The following is a 21,033-nucleotide window of genomic DNA, read 5'->3' as shown; positions in this document are numbered from 1 at the left end:
CCGGCTACGAGTCCAGGCAAGCGATGGATTCCGGGCCGGCAGGCGATGCCGAACCGTCAGCCCGGACAATGATGACCTGGACGCAGATGGGCGGCTCGCCGTTGCCCGAGACAAACGTGGTTGTGGTGCGCGAGGTCTGATACGTGCCCTCAGATTTGGCCGTCTTCTGCCGCCACTTGTAGGTATCGCCTTCTTTGGGTTGCGGGTTCTTCCACGTGAACACAATGATGTTCGGATCTTCCGGTTTGCGTGCCGCGGCCAGCTCCGCAACATCCGGGACGTTGCCGCTGTCCAGGGCGTCCGCAGGCGGCTTGTTCACAGCTTCCGTGGGGGCCTGTTTCGGCTGTGCCGAGCTTCCCAGGACAATGCCCACGACGACGGCGACCACCAGCACTGCCGCGCCCGTGGCGGCAAGCCAGAGGTTGCGTTTGCCGTGGTCGGCAGGCGCGTTTTCCTCGCCATGGATTCCCTGCGCCGGGTGAGCCGGAGCCCGGTTGACCGTAGCCGCGAGATCGTCCGGCTGTGAGGCCTGCCGGCCGCGCAGGACAGTGGACTCTACGGGGTCCTGTTCGGCGGTGGTCCCTGGTCCCGGCTGCCAGGGTTGCCCCAGCGTCTGTGGCGGCTGTGTCTGTGGCGGCTGTGTCTGTGGCGGCTGCGTCAGTGGCGGCTGCGTCAGTGGCGCCTGCGTGCTGTTTGGAACCGTAGACGGAAACGTCCGTGCCGGGAAGGTCGGCGCCGAACCCGTGGTTGCCGTCCCCGATGCGTCCGGGTCGATGGACGCGATGCTGCGTACGCGGGTTTCCTCGAAGGTGTCATCCGGGTGCTGATCGTCGCCGTGGCCGGGCTCCTCGAGCACTTCGAAGGGAGTCACCGACAAATTCAGCTCGGTCTGGATCCGCTGGAGCGCCAAAGCAAAAGCATGGGCGGACGAGTAGCGGGACCCCGGCGACTTAGCCATGGCTGTGGCAAGAACCAGTTCGAGCGACTCCGGAACGTCAGCGCGGCCCAGCCTGGGCACTGGCGAATTCGTGATCCGCGAGATCAGCTCGCGCTGCGAGTTGTCCTGTCCCGGGAGGACAAACGGCGATCTTCCGGCCAAGAGTGTGTAGAGCGTGGCACCGAGCGCCCAAATGTCCACGGGCACGCCTTCCACGGCACCGCCCCGGAATTGTTCCGGCGGCGACCACGGAATGGACATGCCGGCGTCGTCCTCCGTGTCCGCGCCGATGGTGCCGGAGATGCCGAAGTCGGTAAGCGCGGGGCGGTTGTAATCCGTGACCAGGATGTTGGCAGGCTTGATGTCGCGGTGCACAATGCCGGCGCGGTGGGCGGTCTCCACGGCGGACGCCACCTGGATGCCGACCGCCAAGACCTCGTCAATGCTGAACCGCTGACGCCGGTACCGCACGTCCAGGCTCGGCCGGGAGCAGTACTCCATGGCGAGGTAGGAATGGCCGTTCTCCGTGATCTCGGCTTCGAAGATCGTCACGATGTACGGATGCGACGACAATTGCGCCATCAGGTTCGCTTCAGACTCGAAACGGCGGCGCGCCCCTTCGGTCTTCAAATCGGACAGCAGGACCTTGACGGCAACCTTTCGGCGCGGACGGTCTTGCTCATAAAGATAGACATCCGAGAAACCACCGGAGCCCAGCAGGCTGACATAGGTGAAGCCGGGGATGGGTGGAGGCGGCGCGGGGGGCCTCTTGGAACTCAAAGAATCTCCTCGAAACGCAATGAAATATCGTCACCCAGTTCAGCGATATCGCCGTCCAACAAGATGGCCATCTCGTTCTGGGCCAGTCGGCGGGGAGCTTGCCCTTCCCTGATGAGGACGGTTCCGTTGGTGGCCTTGAGGTCGCACAACATCACGTGCCACCCTTCCAGCCGGACCTCCACATGGGAGCGGGAAATGTCTCCACCGGGACTCTCCACTTGGACGAGGCGGGGCATGGTGCCGCCCTGGACACGGGAAACAGAGGGCTGCCTGCCGATGATGAGCGACTGGTCAAGGTCGATCAACTCGCCTGTGGAGAGCCGCATCCGGCCCAGGCGCGGACGCGGAACCTGGACGGCGTCACCGGACAACGCAAGCCCACATGCAGCGCACTGCGAATACGTGGGCGGATTGGCATGCCCTTGGGAGCACACCCGTGCCAAAACACTGGGGCCATTGACCACAGGCACCTGCCCGGACGCAGCGCCCTGGCGCACCGGCGTGTCCAGGCTGCTCTTCATGATGGTCTGGCCGTCATGGTCGGAATCGTCACCCTCCCGCGTCGTCGGCGGCGGAACCGGCGCCGATTGCGGCGCTCCTGCCGGGCCGGCTACGGACGGCGCGGCGGCGGGAACACCCGGTACCCACCCAGACACAACCTGGGGTGCAGGCGTCGCCGGACTGGACTGCGTTGGGGCGGATTGCGCCGGGGCTGCCTGGGTTGGGGCACTCGTGGCGCCCCGCATCCATGGGACCGCCTCAATGAGTGGCACCGACCCGATGATGCCGGGTACCTGTCCGACGCCGGAACGGCCCTCCGCGGGAGCGTCGCCCTTCGACTCGGGCAACGTGGGTTCGGGAGCGCGATCGGGTTGCGGTGCAGTGGGCGGCATCGGTGCAGCGGCTGGTGCTGAAGCCGCCGGCGTGTCATGTTCGTCCGAAGCGTCGTCCAAGCGAATGGCGGCGTCTTCGATGTTCCGCATGACGGTCTTGTCCCACAAGTGGTCATAGTTGGTGGTGTTCTCGAGCGAATGCGACATCGGATCGGTGGTGCTGGTGTGGACCGGAACCTCGTCCGACTCGTCGGAGTGGACTCCGGTCGGCGTTTCGGCAGGAGGCTCCAGGGCAGGGAACTCCTCGGCAGGAGGCACCTCGGCCGGTGTCTGGTCCGCAGGTGCCTCATCGGCCGGCGTCTGGTCCGCAGGTGCCTCATCGGCCGGCGTCTGGTCCGCAGGTGCCTCATCGGCCGGTGTCTGGTCCGCAGGTGCCTCATCGGCAGAAGGCTGTTCCAAGCCCAACTGGCCCGGGGCAATCGTCAGGCCAAGGTCGACGTCCGCATACCCGATCATCGTGTCGTCCGGCACTTCCGCAAGGAGCTGCGGTTCCTCGAAGACCGGCGGGGCCGGTGCCACCGGGCTGCCGGCCAAACGGTCAGCGGAACTGGCGGCGGAACTGGCAGCGGAAGCAGCCAACGGGACCTCCAGCGCTGCGAGCAGCACCACGCCCTCCTGCAACGGCAAGGCGCGGACCGGCGTCGTACTTCCTGATCCTGTGCCGCCCCCGATCCTCACGCTGAAGGAAGCGGCGGCAGGCAAGCGGCGCTCGGTCCAGGTGGTGACGTCGCGGCCGTTGATGATTTCCTCGCCTGCGGGCAACTGCACCGTCAGCTCGAGCTCACCCCGGAGGAATACCCGGAGCGCGTCCTTGGAATCGATGATCCCGAATGGCGGAATCCTGCTGAGCGAGACCCCAAAGGCATCGGTCACTTCATGCAGGACCTCGTGGGCTTCGGGCGCAGAGGCCAGGAGTTCCCAGACGTTGTCGATCAAACCGGAGGGGGTTTCTGCCCCGAGAAGTACTACCGTTCCGTTGCGAACGATGCCGAACCAGTCGCCCGGCTGGTATGTGGATCCAGGCCGAGGCTTACTGTTTGCCATCCACGCCTTCTTCCGGGTCGGTGCCCGCCGCCCACGCCCGGGGCAGGGTGTCCTCTTCCACCTCGGACCCGGTCTCCGGGCGAGGCGCCGTGGTGGCGATACCGGCGTCGTTGAGCACGTTCTTGGCGTCCACCACAATCACGCTGACATTGTCCCGGCCCCCGCTTCGGAGGGCCGCCTGGATCAAAGCATCCACTGCGTCCTGCGGATGGGCAACGGTGCTCAGGATCCGGAACATATGGTCGTCGCCCAGTTCACCGTTGAGGCCATCCGAGCACACCATGATCCGGTCGCCCTCCTGGATTGGCAGCAACCAAAAATCGGCCTCGGTTTCGTCGCCCGTGCCCAGCGCGCGCGTCACCACGTGCCGGCGGGGGTGGACGGCGGCTTGTTCCGGGGTAATGTCGCCGGAATCCACCAGTTCCTGGACTTCGGAATGATCCACGCTGACTTGGGCGAACTGGCCTTGGCTGAGGCGGTACGTCCGGGAGTCGCCAATGTTCATGACCAGCCAGTACGGCACGCCCATCTGTTCCACCACCACCACACCGGACAGCGTGGTTCCTGCCCGCGCCCCTGTGGCCGAGCGGATTCGGGAATCAGCATTGAGCAGGCACGCCTGCAGGTCCGCCGCTGATGCGGTGCGGGTCCCTGCGGCCAATTGCGGGGCGCTTCCCAAGGTCCTTACGCAGATGCCGCTGGCGATCTCACCGGCCTCGTGCCCTCCCATGCCATCTGCCACCGCAAACACGGGGTCTGATGCAATGAACGAGTCCTCGTTCAACTCGCGGCGAAGGCCACGGTCGGTGCCGTAGCCATAGCTGAGTCGGAAGGCTGATTCGCCTGCGGCGGCACCATCCTGGGCGCTGGCAGGGATGACCGGCTGTGAATTCATGCTTGTCCTAGGTGGAAGGAACGGTCACCGAAGTGAACGGTGGATCCGGGACGGACGAAGACTGCTTCGCCGGGGTGGAGCCTGGTCTGGATGCCGTCGGGCGTAGTCACGGCGCTGCCGTTGGTGGAGTTTCGATCAGTGATCCATACCCCGTCGCCATCCGCCCGAACGTGCAGGTGGGTCTTGGAAATGGACCGGCCGGGATCGGACACAGGCAGCAACTGCTCTGCCACTTCGCCCGGCTGCGCTGCGGGGTTACGGCCGATCAGGAGCGTGGCGCCAAGCTGGACGTCCTGCCCGTCATCCACCCTGATCCGGAGCACCGCCTTGGCGCGGACAGCACCGGCCCGGATCCGGGTTCGCTCCATATCGTCATCCACGTGGGCGTCCGGCGCGGGGTTCCCGCCTGCGGGTTCGGGCTGCTGGACGACGGCGGCTGGCCGGGGCGCAACGGGAGGTTGCCATTGGTTCGGGTCATAAGCAGGGATCTGGGCGGCCGGCACCTGCGCGGCCGGCACCTGCGCGGCCGGCACCTGCGCGGCCGGCACCTGCGCGGCCGGTACCTGGGCCGCCGGTACCGGCGAGGCGACTTGCTGTACCGGCGGGAGGTCCATCGGCGCGAAACTGTAAGGTCCCTGGATACCCCCGGTAGCCACCGGATTGCGGCCGGCGCTGACATCGAAGACCAAAGACTTGGCTGCTTTGTCATGCCAACCGCGCAGTTTCCCGTTGTTGTCCCACGCGTTGGAAACCACCACCAGAATGGCCCATACGGCACCGAGGAACAGCAGCGGCAGCACTACCCAAAGGGCAAGACCCAACTGGCCGATCGCCAGCAGGACAACGGCGGCAAGGAGGGCCAGCAGCAGCACGCCACCTGTTATGACGCCCCGCACAAACACAGAGCCAGCTCCTGGAGCGTACCCGTCGGCGTCGGTGCTGCGGATGCCCATCAGCTGATTGCCGATGGTATTTCCGGACCGGGCTTCGAGAGCCAGCAGCACAAAGATGTACACCACTGTGACACCGAGGCCGATGCTTCCCAGCAAGACCAGCAACCCGGTGTCGTAGACAATGAAGCCATTCTTGCGGGCTTGCGTGATCCCTGCGATTCCAATGGCGAACGTGGTCACCAAAACCGCGATTGGTCCAATCCAGTCCAGTACCGCCGCACCCAACCGTTTCCCGGCAGATGCGGGCACCAGTTCAAGCTTCACGCTCATAGTGGTCCCTCCCCCGGGCCCCGGCTGGACGTCTGTTGTTTCATCCCGCTGAACCGGGACGGCCGGCGCCGACACTAACGAGATACTACCGGGATCAGGAAGTCCCTGCCTTGCGGCGAAGTCCAGGGCAGCCTTCTGCGCTTGGTTGACGTTGCGCTCTTTGCGCGCTCCCCGGTTGTTCAGGGGCGAGCCGCATCGGGTGCAGAACGACGCGCCGGGACGCACTGGCTGCCGGCAGGCCGGGCACAGTTCCGAGTCATTGGTCATCGGTGGTGCCCTTCTTGAACGGGAACGTGAATCGTCTGGTGCGGGCCGCTGGCTCATCAGATCCAGTGCTGGATACCTGCCCGGCTGATAGCTCACGACGACTCACCTGTTCCCGCTGACGCAGGGCAGCACGACCGTCCGCCAGCAACGACCTCGGTGAGAACCTGGCCTGCTGCCGCTTCCAGAAACCTACGCTGCCGGTGATGTCGTTCAAGGACGAATCAACGATCTCCCAGTACTCCCTGACGTCTTCCTCGCTGGGCTGGCCCGCACCAAACACTGCGGCGTCGGCACGGTGCGCCAACATCGTGGTTGTGGTGCCGGTGGTGGGGAAGGCCTCGGCAATGACGGTGGCCGATTCGCGCCGCGTCGACTTGCCATCGATCGCCGCCCCCATGTCCGTCGCCAGGCTGATGACCTCATTCCACCCGCCGCCAACCCGCTGGGCGGGGTGCCCATCACGCAAACGTGCCTTCCGGCGTCGTGATTTCAACAAAAGGACCAGCAGCAGCGGTACGGCGAGAATCCCCAGCGGAATCAGCGCGACGCCGATGGCAGCCAGCAGCGGACCCCAGAAGAGCCACGGGTTGTTCTTCTTCTCGTCCGCGTCCAACGCATCGGGCGTGGAGTCCGGCGGCAAGTCCGCCGGCTCCTGCGGCGGGGGCGGCGGCTGCAGGACCTGCGGCTTTGGCTTGGACTTGTTCTCCGGGTCCGGCGGGATGGGCACGTTGTCCTTGGGCGGCGTCGGATCGAAAGCAACCCAACCGACGCGGTCAAAGGCCACCTCCACCCAGGCGTGCACGTCCTTGCCGGAGATCTTCACGTCCCCCGCACCGTTCTCGGGGCTCTTCGGGTCAGGGTAGAACCCCATGACCACCCGCGAGGGGATGCCGAGGTGACGGAGCATGAGCGACATGGAAACGGCATACTGTTCGTCGTCGCCGAGCATCTGCTTGGCGGAGAGCAGGTTCCGGATACGCGCTGCACTGTGGCCCGGCAGGCTGGGCAACTGCCCATCGGCCACCAAGCCGTTGCTGAACGCACCGCTCTTTTGGAAGTGGGCTTCGATCTGCCGCACCCGGTCAATCGCCGTCGGCGCGTCAGCGGAAAGCTCGTTGGCCTGCGACGCGACGATCGGCGGCACTTCTTCGGCATCGGGAAGCGTGAGCTTCGCGAAATCGTACTGCGTCAACTGGCCATGTTCGAGCTTTCCGGGATCGGAAACCTGAACGGTGTAGGTGTCTCCCTTGGCCAGTCCCTTGGTGGTCACCGCCGTGTCCGTCCCGGCGTTGAAGTACAGGCCAGAGGCAGCACCGGAGTTCTGCAGGAAGCTCATTCCGGTGGTGTGCCGGCCGCCCGGAACAAAGAAGCCTTGGTAGTCCTCGATGCTGATTTCCAAGGTGTAGTTGGTGGCGCCTACAGGGCTGCCGGTGTCAGCCAGCGTGTTCAACGAACGTGCATCGCCCACCTTGCTGAAGTTGCCGGAGCTGTTGGGGTCCATGGTGTAGTTCAGGCCGTTGAACGCGTCCAAGGCCGCCAAACGGATGCGGCCATCCTTGGGGAGGCCCTTGACCGTGAACAGCGTGCTGTCCTTCTCGTCCTTCACGAAGTTCCGGAAACTCGCCAGCGGAGTGATGTAGTCGCGTGGGTCGAAGGGCGGCACGATCGTGTTCCGGAGCACCTTGCGGTCGTCGGTGGCCGTGATCAACGGGGACGCAACTGCGGTGATGCAGACGGCGGCAATAGTCACGGCTGCAGCAGTCCCCAACCGCCGCAGCTTGCCGCGGCGGGCCACACCGGCGTCGGACTCCGGCCTGTTGGCCGAAACCGTCCGCGTATCGTTTCGCCGCAAGGCGTCGCGACGGAATGCCGCCCAGACGATCGACACGATGGTCAATGAGACGCCACGCTCCACGTTGAGGAAGCCGGCGCTGGTGCTGAAGGCGATGCCCGTGACAAAAAGGACCAGCACGGGAAGCAGCGGCCAGTACGGGCTCCGGAGGCGCCATGCCAGCAAGCCGGCGGCCAGCGAGGTCACCAGCGAGCTCAGAAAAGGCACAATCAACATGCCGTTGGCCGTGCCAACCGGGACGCCGACAGTCAGCATGTCCTTCCAGGAGAACACGACGCCCAGCAGCAACGTACGTAGCGAATCGAGGCTGGGCAGGAAGCCCAGCACCGCAGAGTCCGGCACGGCGAGGGCTGAGCCGAGCACCATGTAGGTGCCGAAAGCCAGTGCAGTGGTGATCAGCAGTCCGAGGCGGAGATGTGCGTTCAGGAGCGCGATACCCAAGCCCAGGAGCACACCGCCGAACCCTGCCACCAAGTAGCGAGGGTCTCCCCCGAAGCTCAAGCTGAAGCCGAGGACACCCAGGAACAGCAGGACCACCAGGCTTCCGCAGTCCACCGCGAAATGCCACAGCGGACGACCATCGGCGAAGGGCGAGCCGGTGCTGCGGCGTTTTCCGGCGCGGCTGCTTGTGGGCCTGGTTCCGCGATTGGGTTCGCGGCGTCGCGCGCGGAGGTTGGGCGCGGTGCTCATGCTGCCGCCTTTCGAAGGACCAAAGCGAGGTCGTCAAGGTCGCCCACGGTGAGGACCGTCAGGTCCGCGATGTTTGCCCGCGACGGCGCCGCCCCGGATTGGACGCGAACGGCAAGGCTGCGGACGCCCGGCGGAACGGACGCCGCTGCGGAGCGAAGCTGCGTGGCCGTCACGTGGCTGCCCACGACGAAAAACACCACGGAAGCATTCGGGACCGTGTCCGCGAGAGTACGGGCGAGGTCGACGGCGGTCTTCCGCAGGGGTGCCCCGGCAATCCGGGTCATATCGTCCAGCATGTTGCGGCCGGTTTCGCAGCGAAGCGGACCTTTTTGGGTCAGGACATCGAGCTCACGCTGTTCCCGGATAGCTTGGCGACCGATGGACGCAGCCACTGAGACGGCCATTTCGAACTCGGCTTCAGAGTCGTATTCGTCGGTGTTGATCGACAAGGAAATCGCCAGGTGGGCCCGACGCGTTTCCTCGAACTGGCGCACCATGAGTTTGTTGGTGCGTGCGGTGGTCTTCCAGTGAATGTGCCGGCGATCGTCCCCGGGAACGTAATCACGCAAGGCGTGGAAGGACACATCGGCGCTGGAGAGCTCGGTGGTGGGCATGCCCTCCAGGTCGCGGATGAAGCCCGCGGCCGATCCTGCCAGCGGAACGGTGCGCGGGTGCACGAACAGGTCCACGGGTTCCGTCCAGAGCACGCGCCGGCGCAGGAGGTGCAGCGGATCTGCCCGCACCGAACGAACAGGCCCCACCACGATCACCGCACGGCGGGCGGTGGGAATGGTGAACAGATCCTCGTGCACCTGCCCAGGTTTCATGCGCGGCAAGTGGAAGATGGCCGTGGCCGAGCCCACCGGCAACTCCAATGCGGCGGGCAACAGTGGGCGGGCGGAAGTATTGGACACAGCGATACTTCCCACAGCGTCATCCCCCACAGCAACACGCGTACGGGCCAGGTCCAGCACAACACCATACGCCGAGCGGCCCACAATGAAGCCCACGGCCAGGACGAAGAGCAGGAAGGCGACCATCGCCGCCGACTTTGCTTCTTGCCAGCCCCAAGCCTGCCCCGCAATCCACAATCCGATTGCAGTAGCCAGGACAACCCAACCGAGCACGCTCACCACGGACAGGACGGGCCATACGAAGCGCAGCCACGCGTCACGGACCTTGGACCAAGCCGGGGCAAGGAACTCACCGGCCGTGCCAATGGCTTCGGACCAGACGGCGGCGGGGTGGAGCTTGCCGGGCTTCGCGGAGACGGCGCGCTTCAGCGATTCAGCAGCCCTGCCAAGGGGTGTGCTGGAGGACATGTGGGGACCTTTGTTCGTGTCGAGGTGCGGAATATGGGTTCGGACCGGGGCCTACCGGCTCCGTCACTGCCCTATGCGCTGGCGCGTTGCTGCGGTGCCGCCACGTCGGAGAGCACCCGTGCGAGCACGGCCTCCGGAGTGGCGCCTGAGAACTCGGCTTCCGGGTCCATCACCAGTCGGTGGGTCCACACAACAGGGGCAAGCTCCTTGACGTCGTCCGGCAGCACGAAGTTGCGCCCCTGTCCGGCGGCCCACACCTTTGCCGCACGGACCATCGCCAAGGCGCCGCGGACGGAGACGCCAAGCCGGGTTTCGGAGGCGTTACGGGTCTCCTCGCAGAGTCGGGAGACGTATTCCAGGACTGCCGTATCCACGTGGGTAGTGGCTGCGAGGTCCGCCATGTCCGCCACCGCCTGGGTGGTGATGATCGGCGTCAGAACGCTTGAGCGGTCCTTCAGGTTGGCACCGCCGAGCAAGCGGACCGTGGAGGCATGGTCCGGGTAGCCAATGGACGTCTTGATCAGGAAGCGGTCCAACTGGGCTTCGGGCAGTCGATAGGTTCCGGCCTGCTCGATCGGGTTCTGGGTGGCCAGCACCATGAACGGCCGACCCGCCTCATACGTTGTGCCGTCCACGGTGACGCGTGATTCTTCCATGACCTCGAGCAATGCCGACTGGGTCTTTGGGGAGGCACGGTTGATTTCATCGGCCAGAACGATGTTGTTGAATACCGGGCCCTTGTGGAACTCGAACTTCTGGGTCTTTTGGTCGTAGATGGTCACACCAGTGACGTCCGAGGGCAAGAGATCCGGGGTGAACTGGATGCGGTTGTGCGAACCCTGCACCGTCGCGGCCAAGGCACGTGCCAGCGAGGTCTTACCGGTGCCCGGCGCATCCTCGAACAGGACGTGCCCTTCGGCCAGCATTGCCGTGAAGGTCAGCCGAATGACGTGTTCCTTGCCCAAAACGGCCTGGCCCACGTTGGCAACGAGCTTCTCGAACGTTTCTGCAAACCACGCGGCCTGCTCGTTAGTCATGGTCATCGGTTGATCCTGTTCCTTATATGCGGGGTGTTCGGATGAAGTTGTTGTTGCTTGCAGCCGGATCGTTGCGGCAGGGTCGGCAGCCACCGGGCCGGGTCAGCAGCCACCGGGCCGGGGGCCGTAAAGGTCCACGGTGGTGGACTTCACGAACCAGCCGTCCTTGGCAGAGCCTTGCAAGCGGTACCAGGGGGTGCCGTTGTTATAGATGTCCTTGGTGCAGTTGATGGTGATCTTGCCCCACGAGCGCTCCACCCAACCAACACCGCAGCCTGCGGGGCTGCCGGGGGTGTAAGAGTCCGGCAGGCCGGGCTTGCCTGGGCAGGTCCGGACGCTGCTGGCATCCACCTGGATCTGTGAGGCAGGTGGCGGCGGTGTCGGGTCATCGCCACTGGTTGAATTGGCGCTGCCCGCGGGTCCAGCAACAACGGTCACAGCCCGGACCTTCAGGTTGTGCTGGTTGTTCCAGCCGCCGCCGGCTGCGTCGAAGCTGTTCGCCTTGCCCACACCGGTCCAACCGCCACCATCGAGGCTGACTTCGTAGTGGTCCAACGGACGGCCATTCATGGTGGGGTTGTTCCATGTCCAGTGCACCTGACCGTCGCCCTTGGCGGACTTGCCACCGTTAACATTCGGCGCGTTCGGAGGCCCATAGGGGTTCCCCGTACCGATCGCCTTGGCGTCGCCGGACATCCCGTTCTTCACGGAGGTAGCGATGATGTTCACCACCACGTTGGTACCGTTCGGCTGGCCGCCGATGTCTCCGCCACCGCGGCCGATGGGGCCTGAACCATACGCCGTCTGCCAGCGATACGTGATCTCGTTGTCCTGCGAACCGTTTCGTTCGGCCGCAGTCAGAGGGGTGAACGCCACCCTGAGCTGACCGCTGACGCCGGTGGCCGTGACCGAACCGCTGCCCACTGTGCCAGGCTTGCCTGCCGCCCGGATGCCGGCGGACTGTTGGCTGACGCCACTGACGCCGGCCTTGTTGGTGGCAGACACCGTGAACGTGTAGTCAGCTTCGGAGTTCGCCACCGTCACGTTTTGGGACGTCGCGGCTACCGATTGGGAACCCACGACGGCGCCACCACGGTAGGTGGTCAGCGTGTAGGCGGAGACGGGGTCACCGTTGTTGTTGGGCGCCTTCCAGCTCACCTGCAGCTGGCTTTGGCTGCCCACGGATCCTGCACCGGAAACAGTGGGAGCAGCAGGAGTCGCAGGAACGCCCGCCGGGGTTTCCGCAGCGGAGTAAGGACTCCACTCCGAAGGTTCCTTGGCGTCGTTCCTCGCCAGGACGCGGACCTTGTAGGCCACGCCGTTGGTGAGTCCCTTCCAGACGTAGCTTGCACCAGTAAGGTTCTGGATCTGGGCGTTCTGGCCCGCGGGGGCAGGCGAGATCTCAAGATCGTAGGACTTGATGGGCGAGCCCTTGCTGCCAGGGGGAACCCAGGCCACGGACAGTTGCTGGTCACCGAACTTCAGCGTCGGCGCAACGGGGGTGTCCGGTTTGACGTCGGGACGGACTTCAGCCGAAACGGGCGACCGTTCGGATTCGTTGATGGCGTTGGTGGCCGTCACAGCAAAGTGGTACTTCACGTTGTTGGTCAGTCCGGTCAGCGTACAGGTGTTGGCAGGGCAGTCTTGAGTGAACCCTCCTTCGCCGTACACCGTGTATTTGGTGATGGGCGAGCCACGGTCAGCGGGGGCGTTCCACGTCAGCAGGGCCGTCTGATCCCCCACGCTTTGGGCCAGCGGCGTTGTGGGAGCGGCCGGCTTGTCTTTGACCGTGAGCCGGATGCGTGCTGTGGCGTAGCGCGAGGTCTCGCCGGTCTTGTCCTGCACTGTGTACGCAACCACCATCGTGCCGGTGAAACCCGCGGAAGGCGTAACGGTCACATCGCCATTGCTGAACTCAGCACCGCCCTGGCCCGTCTCGGTCACCGCGGAAACGATCTTCAACGGGGTGTCGGGGAACGGGTTCGAGTCGTTGCCCAGCACGTTGACCGTGACAGGCTTGCCCGACTGCGCATCCGGCTCCACGTCGTCATTGGCCACCGGCTTGGGCCGGTTGGAGGCTGACAAAGAGAGCTTGTAGGTAGCCAGTGCTTCCAATCCACGACGATCCTTGGCTTTGACCTGGACGCTGCCGGTCTGTCCGATCTGCACGGAATCTTCAGCGGAAACCTTGAGTGTCTTGCCGTCGACGTTCACCCTGAAACCGCCGGGGGCACCGCCCACCAGTTCATAACCCATGTTTTGCACGTCGTCGGCATCGGGGTCCGAGGTGAGCTTCTCCAGGTCAAGGCTCGCCGCGTCTCCTTTGGGAACCTCTACCTCGCTGCCAAGCAACACTGGGGGGTTGTTCTTGTCGGGGTCCGGCAGGACCTTGGTGCGAATGCTCAGCGTCGACTTCAAACCGTTGGGGTCATCAGGACCTGATCCGTCGGTGACTTCAAAGCTGATCGAGCCAGGCCCTACGTATTCGGCCCCGGCCGTGTACTTGATAGCCGTGCCGCCGTTGGCAACGGGGTCACCTCCATCCGCGCCGATGAGCTTGATCCTGTCCGTCTGGGTGAGCCGCGGCGAACGTCCATCCCGGACCTTCACCCACTCGCGCAGGTCCACGGTGACCGACTGACCCGAGACCAGTTCCACCACTTCGTCCTTGGCAAGCGTCGGAAGCTGCTGCCCAACACCCGGTACCCAGATGATGGCCGTGGACTTTTGTCCGTCCACGTCCTCCACTGTGTACGGAACCAGTTGCGGCTGCTCCGTGAGTTCAACAATCACGTTGCCCTCAGAGCCCGGCCGTGCGGTCTCCAGTTCAGTACTGATCTTGAGGTTCTCCCCCACGCCGTCAGGGTCCTCGTCGTTCTTGAGGACCGGGACGTCCACGGCGGTTTTGCCCAGCGTTTGTGCCGAGGTCACCCGGTCATCGCGGGCAATGGGCGCCTGCAGTGGAATGTCGTTCTTGACGATCACACGGATACTTGCCTGGCCCACCGCGTCCCGGTCATCGGCCACGGAATAGCGGACGTTGACCGTCCCTTCAGCGGCAGGCGCCGTGACCAGGATGCGGCCACTGGTCTTGCTGACGTGGGCGTCGAGCCCTGCGTCGGCCTCGATGCTGTCCGTCAGGATGCGGATAAGGTCACCGTCGGGGTCCGTGTCGTTCGCCGTAGCGTCAACGGCAATCTGGCGGCCCGGCCGGACCTTGACTTCGTCATCCACGGGGGCGGGCTTTTGGTTGTCTTCTCCGCGCGGCGCCACGCCGACTGTCACCGTACCGGTGTTGACGGCGCCTTGGCGGTCGATCACCTTGTACCGGAACGAATCCGTTCCCGCGCCGTCACCGGCGGCGACGAAATCGATGAAGTTGCTTCCCGCCGTCGCGGTTCCCATGGTGGGCGTGCTGTCGATGCCGGTGAGCTGCACAGAGTCGCCGTCGGGGTCTATGCCGTCCAGTGGGACAGGAATCCGGACACTGCCACCGGCCACCACCCGCGCCGTGAGGTTCTGCGGTTGCGGGCGGGAGTTTTGGGCTCCTTCAAGCGGCAGGATGTGGATGGTCACTGCCGCGGCGCTCTTTTGGCCCTGCGGATCAACGGCGTTGTAGATGGCACGGACTGTCTTGGGCGTGGGTCCGGCGATGAAGCGCAAGGTCTTTTCCGAGATAAACGCCTGCCCGTCTTCCTCGGCAATGTTCTGTGCCAACACCGGATCCACGGACAGCTCTTCACCTTGCGGGTGTGTGTCGTTGTCCAGGACCGGAATGGTCACGACGTCGTTGACTCGCACGTTGACTTCGTCCGGTTTGGGCTGGGGAGCCTCGACGACGGCGGGAGCCGGCACCGGGACGACGCCCACTGTGCCTGTGGCCGAGGAACGCCCGTTGGACATCGTGTAGCTGAAAACGAACGGTTCCTTGGAGCCAAGGACATCGGTGATGCGCAGGACGCTGTGATCGATCACGCTGACCGACGCCGAGGACCCATCGGGGATGGTGACGGACTGCAGGACCAGCACGCCCCCGGATGGATCAGAGTCATTAGCGAGCGGATCCACCAATACGCTGCCTCCCACAGGAAGGAGCGCGACATCGTGCACCGCAACAGGAGCTCCGGAGTCCTTGCCCGACTCCACATCCACCCGGATCAGGCCCTGGCTGCTTTGCGGCCCGTTGCTGGCGATGTACGTCAGGTACACGGGACCGGGGGTGTTGCTGCGGAAGGTGAACGTCCCGCCGTCGGTCACAGCGCCAAGCTCCGCTTGACCGGCGGCCTCAACGTGGGCCACACGCAAGGCGCCGCCGTTGGGATCGACGTCGTTCTTCAACGGTGAGATCACCAGGTCCTGGCCCACCACGGCTGTAACGTGGTCGGCGTTGACCACCGGGGCGAGGGCTCCCGGCGGCTGAACATTGACCACGACGCGGCCCGTGGTGGTAGCCCGGCCGTCCCACACTGTGATGGTCACGTTCTTCTTGCCGGGTGCCGCGCCGGAATCCTGGTAGGTGAGCAGGCCGTCGCGGCGAACCTTGACCTGGTCTTGGTCGTTGTCTGCCTTCGCGTCAAGGAGGACGAGGTCGTCGCCGTCGGGATCCATCCAGTCCGTCAGGATGTTCTGGCTGACGGATTTGCCCTGTTCCACCAGCATTGTGGTGGGTTCGGCGCGCTTGAAGAAGGGCGGCTTGTTCTCTTCAGGAGCCACAACGTGGAGCGTGACTTTGCCGCCCGCTGACAGCCCACGGCCGTCCGAGGCGTTGTAATCGAAGACTTCAGTGCCCGGCTTGGCCTCGGCTGGGACCTTTATCTGGAAAGCGGAGCCGCCGTAAATGCTTTCCAGCGCACCCGCTTTGGGGCCGTTGGCGCCCACCGCGGCGGTGAGGACATCGCCGTCGGGATCTGAGTCATTGTCCAGGACGCTAAGGATGGACGTCCGTCCCGGCCGGACGCCGAATTCGTCCGGCTTGGTCTCCGGCGCACGGTTCGGCTTGGTGCGGTCCGGGAGGACGTTGATGGTGTTGTTGTCCGCTGATTCCTGGTCCTGGTCGTCGGATTGGTTCTTGGGCGGGACAACGTCGTCCCAGTTGTTGACGAGCTGCATGTTCTGGTTGACCAGCCATACGCTGCCGGAGTTGACGTCGTTGAGGACCACCAGGTCACGGTTGACGCGGAACACGTAGCTGGGCGACGCGCTGGCCTTGGGAACTGCGTTCTTCTTGTCGTCGGCGTCGTTCTCGCAGTCACGGACGTACTTGTTGGCACCGGCCCATGCGGCATGGACGCACTTGCTGACCTGCACCGGGGCAGCCGGAACGCCCTCGCCGTCGGCGTTGACCGTTGCCGCCGTCGAACCGTCCAGCGGCTGCTTCAGGAGCGCTTTGCGTGTTGCGATAGCCACGAAGCCGCTGTCCTCGCCGCTCTGCTGGAGCTTGGCCTCCCTTGCGTCCTGCAACTGAAGCTTGCGGCCGCCAGGGAGGAAAAGGTTTCCGGACGCGGCGTCAAGGACTACCGGTTTGTCCCCCACGACGGCGAGCTGCAAATCACCTGCGCCCTTGAGCTCGTCCACTTTTGTCACCTCGGAGTTGATCCGCTCTCCGTTGGCGTCAACCGTGGTGACAGTGATTTCGCCCTTGCCAGGGTCTGCTGTGTAAATGCGGTTGTCCTGGCCGACGGCGGACACCATGCCCTGATCGCCCGTCAGCACCGGCTCCGTGGATTCCTCGTCGAAACCGTTCACGGTGGAGGGCGACAACGCCCACACCTTGCCGCGAGCCGGATCCGTGACCGACAGAACCGTGGAACCGTAGCTTACTTGCGACGACGACGGCAGCTGCTTGTCGCCGCCAAGTTTCAGGTTCGCCGCCGAGACCTGATTGATCGTGGAGCCTGATTCGTCATCCACGAACACGTTGCCGTCATGCTGCAGAACATCGAAAGTCGTGGTGGCCGGTGTTACTGCACCATCGAGGACGCGGGACGGGTAGTTCAAACGACCCACCGCGTTCTTGGTTTTACTGACAACCCACACGCCGCCGTCGTTCAAGTCAACCTCGGTCGTCTTGAACCCCGGGTAGAGCACCGCGCCGGCTACGAGTAAAGCACCGGCCGCAGTCACCGCCGTTACCGATATGAGTTTTTTGTTTCGACGCTTTTTCAGCCCCAGATTGCCGAAGAAAGATGTCACAGCCTTTGAATTCCCTCAATGTACAGCCGCCCCCAGGCGGCTTCCGGGCCAACCGGCAAGTGCCAGCAGCCGTGCATTCCGCAGTACCCCCATACGGCGGCGGAATTTTCAGTCACTAAGACTATCCCACGCACCACACGGCCAGCCAAGCAACCCGAGACCGGGCTATCCCTTGGCTTTGACAGCGTACGGCCTTCAGCGTGAGGAACGCGATGGGGACAACTCCCCGGCCTGGGGCCGCCCACTCCAGTGGTACGGCGGGACAGTCACCAATCCTACCGGGTTAATCCATCGATTTGCGAATCTGTTCTTGGCGATACGGGATCCCAACCCTCACCCACATCCCACCCCGTTCCGGGCCACCCCCACCCACATCCCACCCCCTACCGGCCAACCCCCACCCACATCCCACCCCCTACCGGCCAACCCCCACCCACATCCCACCCCCTACCGGCCAACCCCCACCCACATCCCACCCCCTTCCAGACAACCCCCACCCACATCCCACCCCCTTCCAGACAACCCCCACCCACATCCCACCCCCTTCCAGACAACCCCCACCCACATCCCACCCCGTTCCGGGCCACCCCCACGGGGCGAGCCACGCACACCAGGCCCCACAAGACCCCCCTGCGTTGCGAGGCCCACTCAGCAATCTCGACGGCGGCAGTTAAGTTGAGTGGCGCCGTCGGCGATTTCGCTGATCTGCTGTGGCACGGAGCGCCGGTAGCTTGGCAGTCAGGTCGCGGAGGCGTAGCGCGCAAACGCCGATGATTCCAGCCGGCACGACGACGACTGAAAGAGCGTCGGGAATGTCCGCAAAAACTCGACGGGATCAGGGAAAGCCCCGCACAATCCCGACGGCGGCAGTTAAGTTGAGTGGCGCCGTCGGCCATTCGATGAGTCTGCGGCACGGGGCCGTGCCGCAGACTCGGCAGTCAGGCTGCGGCGGCGCCAGTTAGCGCGCAAACGCCGGCACGACGACAGCTGAAAGAGCGTCCGGGAAAACCCAACAGGAACTCAAAGAGCGTCCGCAAAAACCCCACGGGAACTCAAAGAGCGTCCGCAAAAACCCCACGGGAACTCAAAGAGCGTCCGCAAAAACCCCACGGGAACTCAAAGAGCGTTGGGGAAATCCCCACGGGAACTCAAAGAGCGTCCGCAAAAACCCAACGCGACCTGAAAGAGCGTTCTTAGTCGACGACCAAGCCCTTGCCGCGACCGCGCGCCAGCATGACCGGGTGGATCTCGCCGAAGCCACGGACATTCTCGGATTTCTGCGGAACCAGCACAAAGCGGTCATCCTGGCCCAAGGCAGCGGCCGTCATTGCGTCAACAAGGACCGTTCCGGGCTGAGCCAGCGTGGTGAGTCGAGCAGCAAGGTTCACTGTTGGCCCGTAAATATCGCCGAGCCTGGAAAGGATACGGCCCCAGACCATGGACACACGGCACTGCGGCAGGATCTCGTCTTCGGTGAAGGCCTGAGCCAATGCCAGGGAAATCTCCGCGCCCGCGGCCGGGGTTTCAGCGATGTACAGGACTTCGTCGCCGACGGTCTTGACCAAGCGTCCACCGCCCACCGAGATGATCTCGGCACACTTGTTCTCGAAACGCTGCACCAACTGGGCGAGCGTCTTCTCGTTCATGCGGCGCGACAAGCTGGTGTAGGAGACGAGGTCGGCGAAGCCCACGGCCCGCGCCAAGGGCAGCGGAGAATCGTCTTCGTCACCCTCGCGTCCTTCCTCGCTTGCCTGCAGTCCGGCTTCGGCGCGAACGGCCAGCCTCTGCACGCCTGCATTGAGCTGGCGGCGGTAGGAATAGACCAGGATTTCTTCGAGGGCGTCCACCAGGGCAGGCAACTGGGAAACAAGTTGTTTGCGTGCTACGGCGTCCGGGATTCCCTGCTCAGACACCATGTCTTCCACGAGGGCTTCCACCTGCCAGACCACCATGCGGTCCGTCATTTGGCCAATGGAGCGCGTGACGGAGATGGCAGCTTCTTCTGTGAGGATTCCGGCCCGGACCAGATCAAGAATGGTGGACAGCGCTGCTTGGTCCCGCTCGGTGAATGCGACGTCTTCGTCGCCGAAGTTGGGGAAGCCCAAGGCGCGCCACAATTTCCGGGCGGACAGCAGGGAAACGCCCGCGCCCGCTGCGACCTCGCGACGGCGGAGCTTGCGTTCGCCGCCGAGCAGCCGCGCCTCGAGCGCTTTGATCGCCAGCCGCTCGGCCGACATCACTCCCGTGGGTGGGCCTGTAGGTACGGTCACCGGGGCGGGTGCAGCGCGAGTTTCCTCGTCCACTGAAGGCTCGGGTACGGCGTCGAACTCCTCGTCCACGTCCTCGCCGGACTGCTGATCCTCAACGCTCATCTCTTCCACCTTCTCTCAACTCCCAGGGCAACTCATCAAAATCCGTCAGCACTTCACCCTCAAAGATCCCACCCTTCGGGAGTTCATCCATGGCGTCAAGAACGAAACCGCGGAACTTCCCAACCTCGGGAACGTCGGCCAACACCGCCATTCCGGAGTGCCCGGTATCCAAGGATATATTCCCCGAGTGCAATGTCCGTTGGAGCAGGTTCTGATGGATGCCTACATTTTGGACGGCCATCAGTGACACTTGCCAGTCGTTGCGGCGAAACATTCCGTACTTGGCAATTATTCTCCGGCTCGTGAGGATGTAGCGGATTGAGCGCCAGCGCAGCACACGTTTGACCGTGTATCCAAGAATCACCAACCCTGCCAGCACCACACAGACGCCGATCAACCACGGCGTCCACTCCACTGTAATGAACGGAACGAGCCGCTGAGGATTGCCTTTGACGATCCAGGCACAGGTGTAAGCCGCCGCAGTAGAAACCCCAATGCCGGTCAACACCGGAAAAACGAGTGAGCGTGCCTGTTTCCGCGTGATGGTGATGACTTGCTCCCCCGGAAGCAGCTCCTTACGCATAACCGCTTTCCGTGGCGCGCAAGTGCACCACATCTCCAGCTGTCACCACGTGTTCGCGTCCGCCGTGATCCACCACCAGCAGGGAACCATGCTCGTCCAGGCGGGAGGCGTGCCCCACCAGTTCGTGATCGCCGGGAAGGTGGGCCCGCACTTCGCGGCCCAACGTCACCATGGCCGATTCGACCCTCTTGTGCAGCGATGGCCCGCCGGCAAGCCCCGCCGCGGGGTCACCTTCGGAGTTGCAGAAACTGCGGTAGAGCCGGGTAAAACGGGAAAGGTAGCTCTTGAGCAGCGCGGTGCGGTCCGTCGTCGTCGCCCCTTCCAAGGCAAGGGAGGTTGCCGTGGGGACCGGCAACTCGTCCTCGGCGAGGGAAACATTCAGCCCGACGCCCAGGATCACTGCAGGAACCGAGCCGTCACCCAGCGGGGTCATTTGCGCCAGAATGCCGGCGATCTTCCGCCCGTTCACCAACACGTCGTTGGGCCATTTGATGTCCGCCGTGACACCTGCCGTCTCCTGCAAAGCTTCACGCAGCGCAACGGCCGCCAGGAGTGAAAGCCAGGAGTAACTCTGCGTGGGCACCGGCATGCCTTCAGCCGTGACGGGACGCAGGACCATCGAGACTGAAACGGCAGAACGCTCAGGGGACTCCCAGTGCCGGTCGAGCCGCCCGCGGGCCGCCGTTTGGTGTTCGGCTGTGAGAACGGCGAGGTCGGCCCACTTCTTGGGCTCAACCGTCACGGCACGCACCAAATCCTGGTTCGTGGATCCGGTGGTTTCGACGATGTTCAGCTGCGAGATGCCGGTAGCAGCCAGGAAGTCCGACTGAAGCAGTGCCCCGCGATCCAAAACGGGCCGTTGGCGCCCCGGGTTGGGTTCGGGGTTTTCGCTGCTGACAGGCTGTTCGGCGTCCATAGCAGAATCCTATCCAGTTGCGCCGCCGGG

Annotated in this window: 11 protein-coding genes; all 11 read right to left on the bottom strand. The window is 64.4% G+C overall.

Annotated elements, in window-relative coordinates; translation table 11 throughout:
• Positions 1-4: 4 nt before the first annotated feature.
• A complete protein-coding gene (locus ACIQC5_RS06680; protein WP_400279733.1) occupies positions 5-1,717 on the bottom strand; it encodes a serine/threonine-protein kinase in 1,713 nt (570 codons plus the stop codon).
• Positions 1,714-3,654: a hypothetical protein gene (locus ACIQC5_RS06675; RefSeq protein WP_400279731.1), complete on the bottom strand. Its 1,941-nt coding sequence runs from the start codon at positions 3,652-3,654 to the stop codon at positions 1,714-1,716. Before ACIQC5_RS06675 ends, ACIQC5_RS06680 begins: the two co-directional genes overlap by 4 nt.
• Positions 3,641-4,549 (bottom strand): PP2C family protein-serine/threonine phosphatase, encoded by a 909-nt coding sequence (locus tag ACIQC5_RS06670; RefSeq protein WP_400279729.1) that lies wholly within the window; start codon positions 4,547-4,549, stop codon positions 3,641-3,643. Before ACIQC5_RS06670 ends, ACIQC5_RS06675 begins: the two co-directional genes overlap by 14 nt.
• Positions 4,546-6,039 carry an RDD family protein gene (locus tag ACIQC5_RS06665; RefSeq protein WP_400279727.1) on the bottom strand — a complete coding sequence of 498 codons (1,494 nt, stop codon included), beginning with the start codon at positions 6,037-6,039 and terminating at the stop codon, positions 4,546-4,548. The genes ACIQC5_RS06670 and ACIQC5_RS06665 overlap by 4 nt, the downstream gene beginning before the upstream one ends.
• Positions 6,029-8,581: a transglutaminase domain-containing protein gene (locus ACIQC5_RS06660; RefSeq protein WP_400279725.1), complete on the bottom strand. Its 2,553-nt coding sequence runs from the start codon at positions 8,579-8,581 to the stop codon at positions 6,029-6,031. Before ACIQC5_RS06660 ends, ACIQC5_RS06665 begins: the two co-directional genes overlap by 11 nt.
• Complete coding sequence (locus ACIQC5_RS06655) at positions 8,578-9,903, bottom strand: DUF58 domain-containing protein (RefSeq protein ID WP_400279723.1); 1,326 nt, start codon at positions 9,901-9,903, stop codon at positions 8,578-8,580. The genes ACIQC5_RS06660 and ACIQC5_RS06655 overlap by 4 nt, the downstream gene beginning before the upstream one ends.
• A 71-nt stretch (positions 9,904-9,974) precedes the next feature.
• Positions 9,975-10,946 (bottom strand): AAA family ATPase, encoded by a 972-nt coding sequence (locus ACIQC5_RS06650; RefSeq protein WP_400279721.1) that lies wholly within the window; start codon positions 10,944-10,946, stop codon positions 9,975-9,977.
• Positions 10,947-11,042: 96 nt separating this feature from the next.
• A complete protein-coding gene (locus ACIQC5_RS06645) occupies positions 11,043-17,132 on the bottom strand; it encodes an Ig-like domain-containing protein (RefSeq protein WP_400279719.1) in 6,090 nt (2,029 codons plus the stop codon).
• A 1,193-nt stretch (positions 17,133-18,325) separates the two neighbouring features.
• Complete coding sequence (locus ACIQC5_RS06640; RefSeq protein WP_400279717.1) at positions 18,326-19,504, bottom strand: adenylate/guanylate cyclase domain-containing protein; 1,179 nt, start codon at positions 19,502-19,504, stop codon at positions 18,326-18,328.
• Positions 19,494-20,087: a PH domain-containing protein gene (locus ACIQC5_RS06635; protein ID WP_400279715.1), complete on the bottom strand. Its 594-nt coding sequence runs from the start codon at positions 20,085-20,087 to the stop codon at positions 19,494-19,496. Before ACIQC5_RS06635 ends, ACIQC5_RS06640 begins: the two co-directional genes overlap by 11 nt.
• Positions 20,080-21,003, bottom strand: coding sequence for a biotin--[acetyl-CoA-carboxylase] ligase (locus ACIQC5_RS06630; protein ID WP_400279713.1), 924 nt, complete (start codon positions 21,001-21,003; stop codon positions 20,080-20,082). Before ACIQC5_RS06630 ends, ACIQC5_RS06635 begins: the two co-directional genes overlap by 8 nt.
• Positions 21,004-21,033: the final 30 nt, after the last annotated feature.

The organism is Paenarthrobacter sp. NPDC092416 (assembly GCF_044755025.1).
Classification (GTDB): Bacteria; Actinomycetota; Actinomycetes; order Actinomycetales; family Micrococcaceae; genus Arthrobacter.
This window is presented reverse-complemented; position numbering and strand designations above follow the sequence as displayed.

What these genes read in the sequence shown, in the direction of transcription:
- ACIQC5_RS06675 (WP_400279731.1), bottom strand. Translation starts at nt 3,654, where the DNA reads ATGGCAAACAGTAAGCCTCGGCCTGGATCCACATACCAGCCGGGCGAC.
- ACIQC5_RS06670 (WP_400279729.1), bottom strand. Translation starts at nt 4,549, where the DNA reads ATGAATTCACAGCCGGTCATCCCTGCCAGCGCCCAGGATGGTGCCGCC.
- ACIQC5_RS06665 (WP_400279727.1), bottom strand. Translation starts at nt 6,039, where the DNA reads ATGACCAATGACTCGGAACTGTGCCCGGCCTGCCGGCAGCCAGTGCGT.
- ACIQC5_RS06660 (WP_400279725.1), bottom strand. Translation starts at nt 8,581, where the DNA reads ATGAGCACCGCGCCCAACCTCCGCGCGCGACGCCGCGAACCCAATCGC.
- ACIQC5_RS06655 (WP_400279723.1), bottom strand. Translation starts at nt 9,903, where the DNA reads ATGTCCTCCAGCACACCCCTTGGCAGGGCTGCTGAATCGCTGAAGCGC.
- ACIQC5_RS06650 (WP_400279721.1), bottom strand. Translation starts at nt 10,946, where the DNA reads ATGACCATGACTAACGAGCAGGCCGCGTGGTTTGCAGAAACGTTCGAG.
- ACIQC5_RS06640 (WP_400279717.1), bottom strand. Translation starts at nt 19,504, where the DNA reads ATGAGCGTTGAGGATCAGCAGTCCGGCGAGGACGTGGACGAGGAGTTC.
- ACIQC5_RS06635 (WP_400279715.1), bottom strand. Translation starts at nt 20,087, where the DNA reads ATGCGTAAGGAGCTGCTTCCGGGGGAGCAAGTCATCACCATCACGCGG.
- ACIQC5_RS06630 (WP_400279713.1), bottom strand. Translation starts at nt 21,003, where the DNA reads ATGGACGCCGAACAGCCTGTCAGCAGCGAAAACCCCGAACCCAACCCG.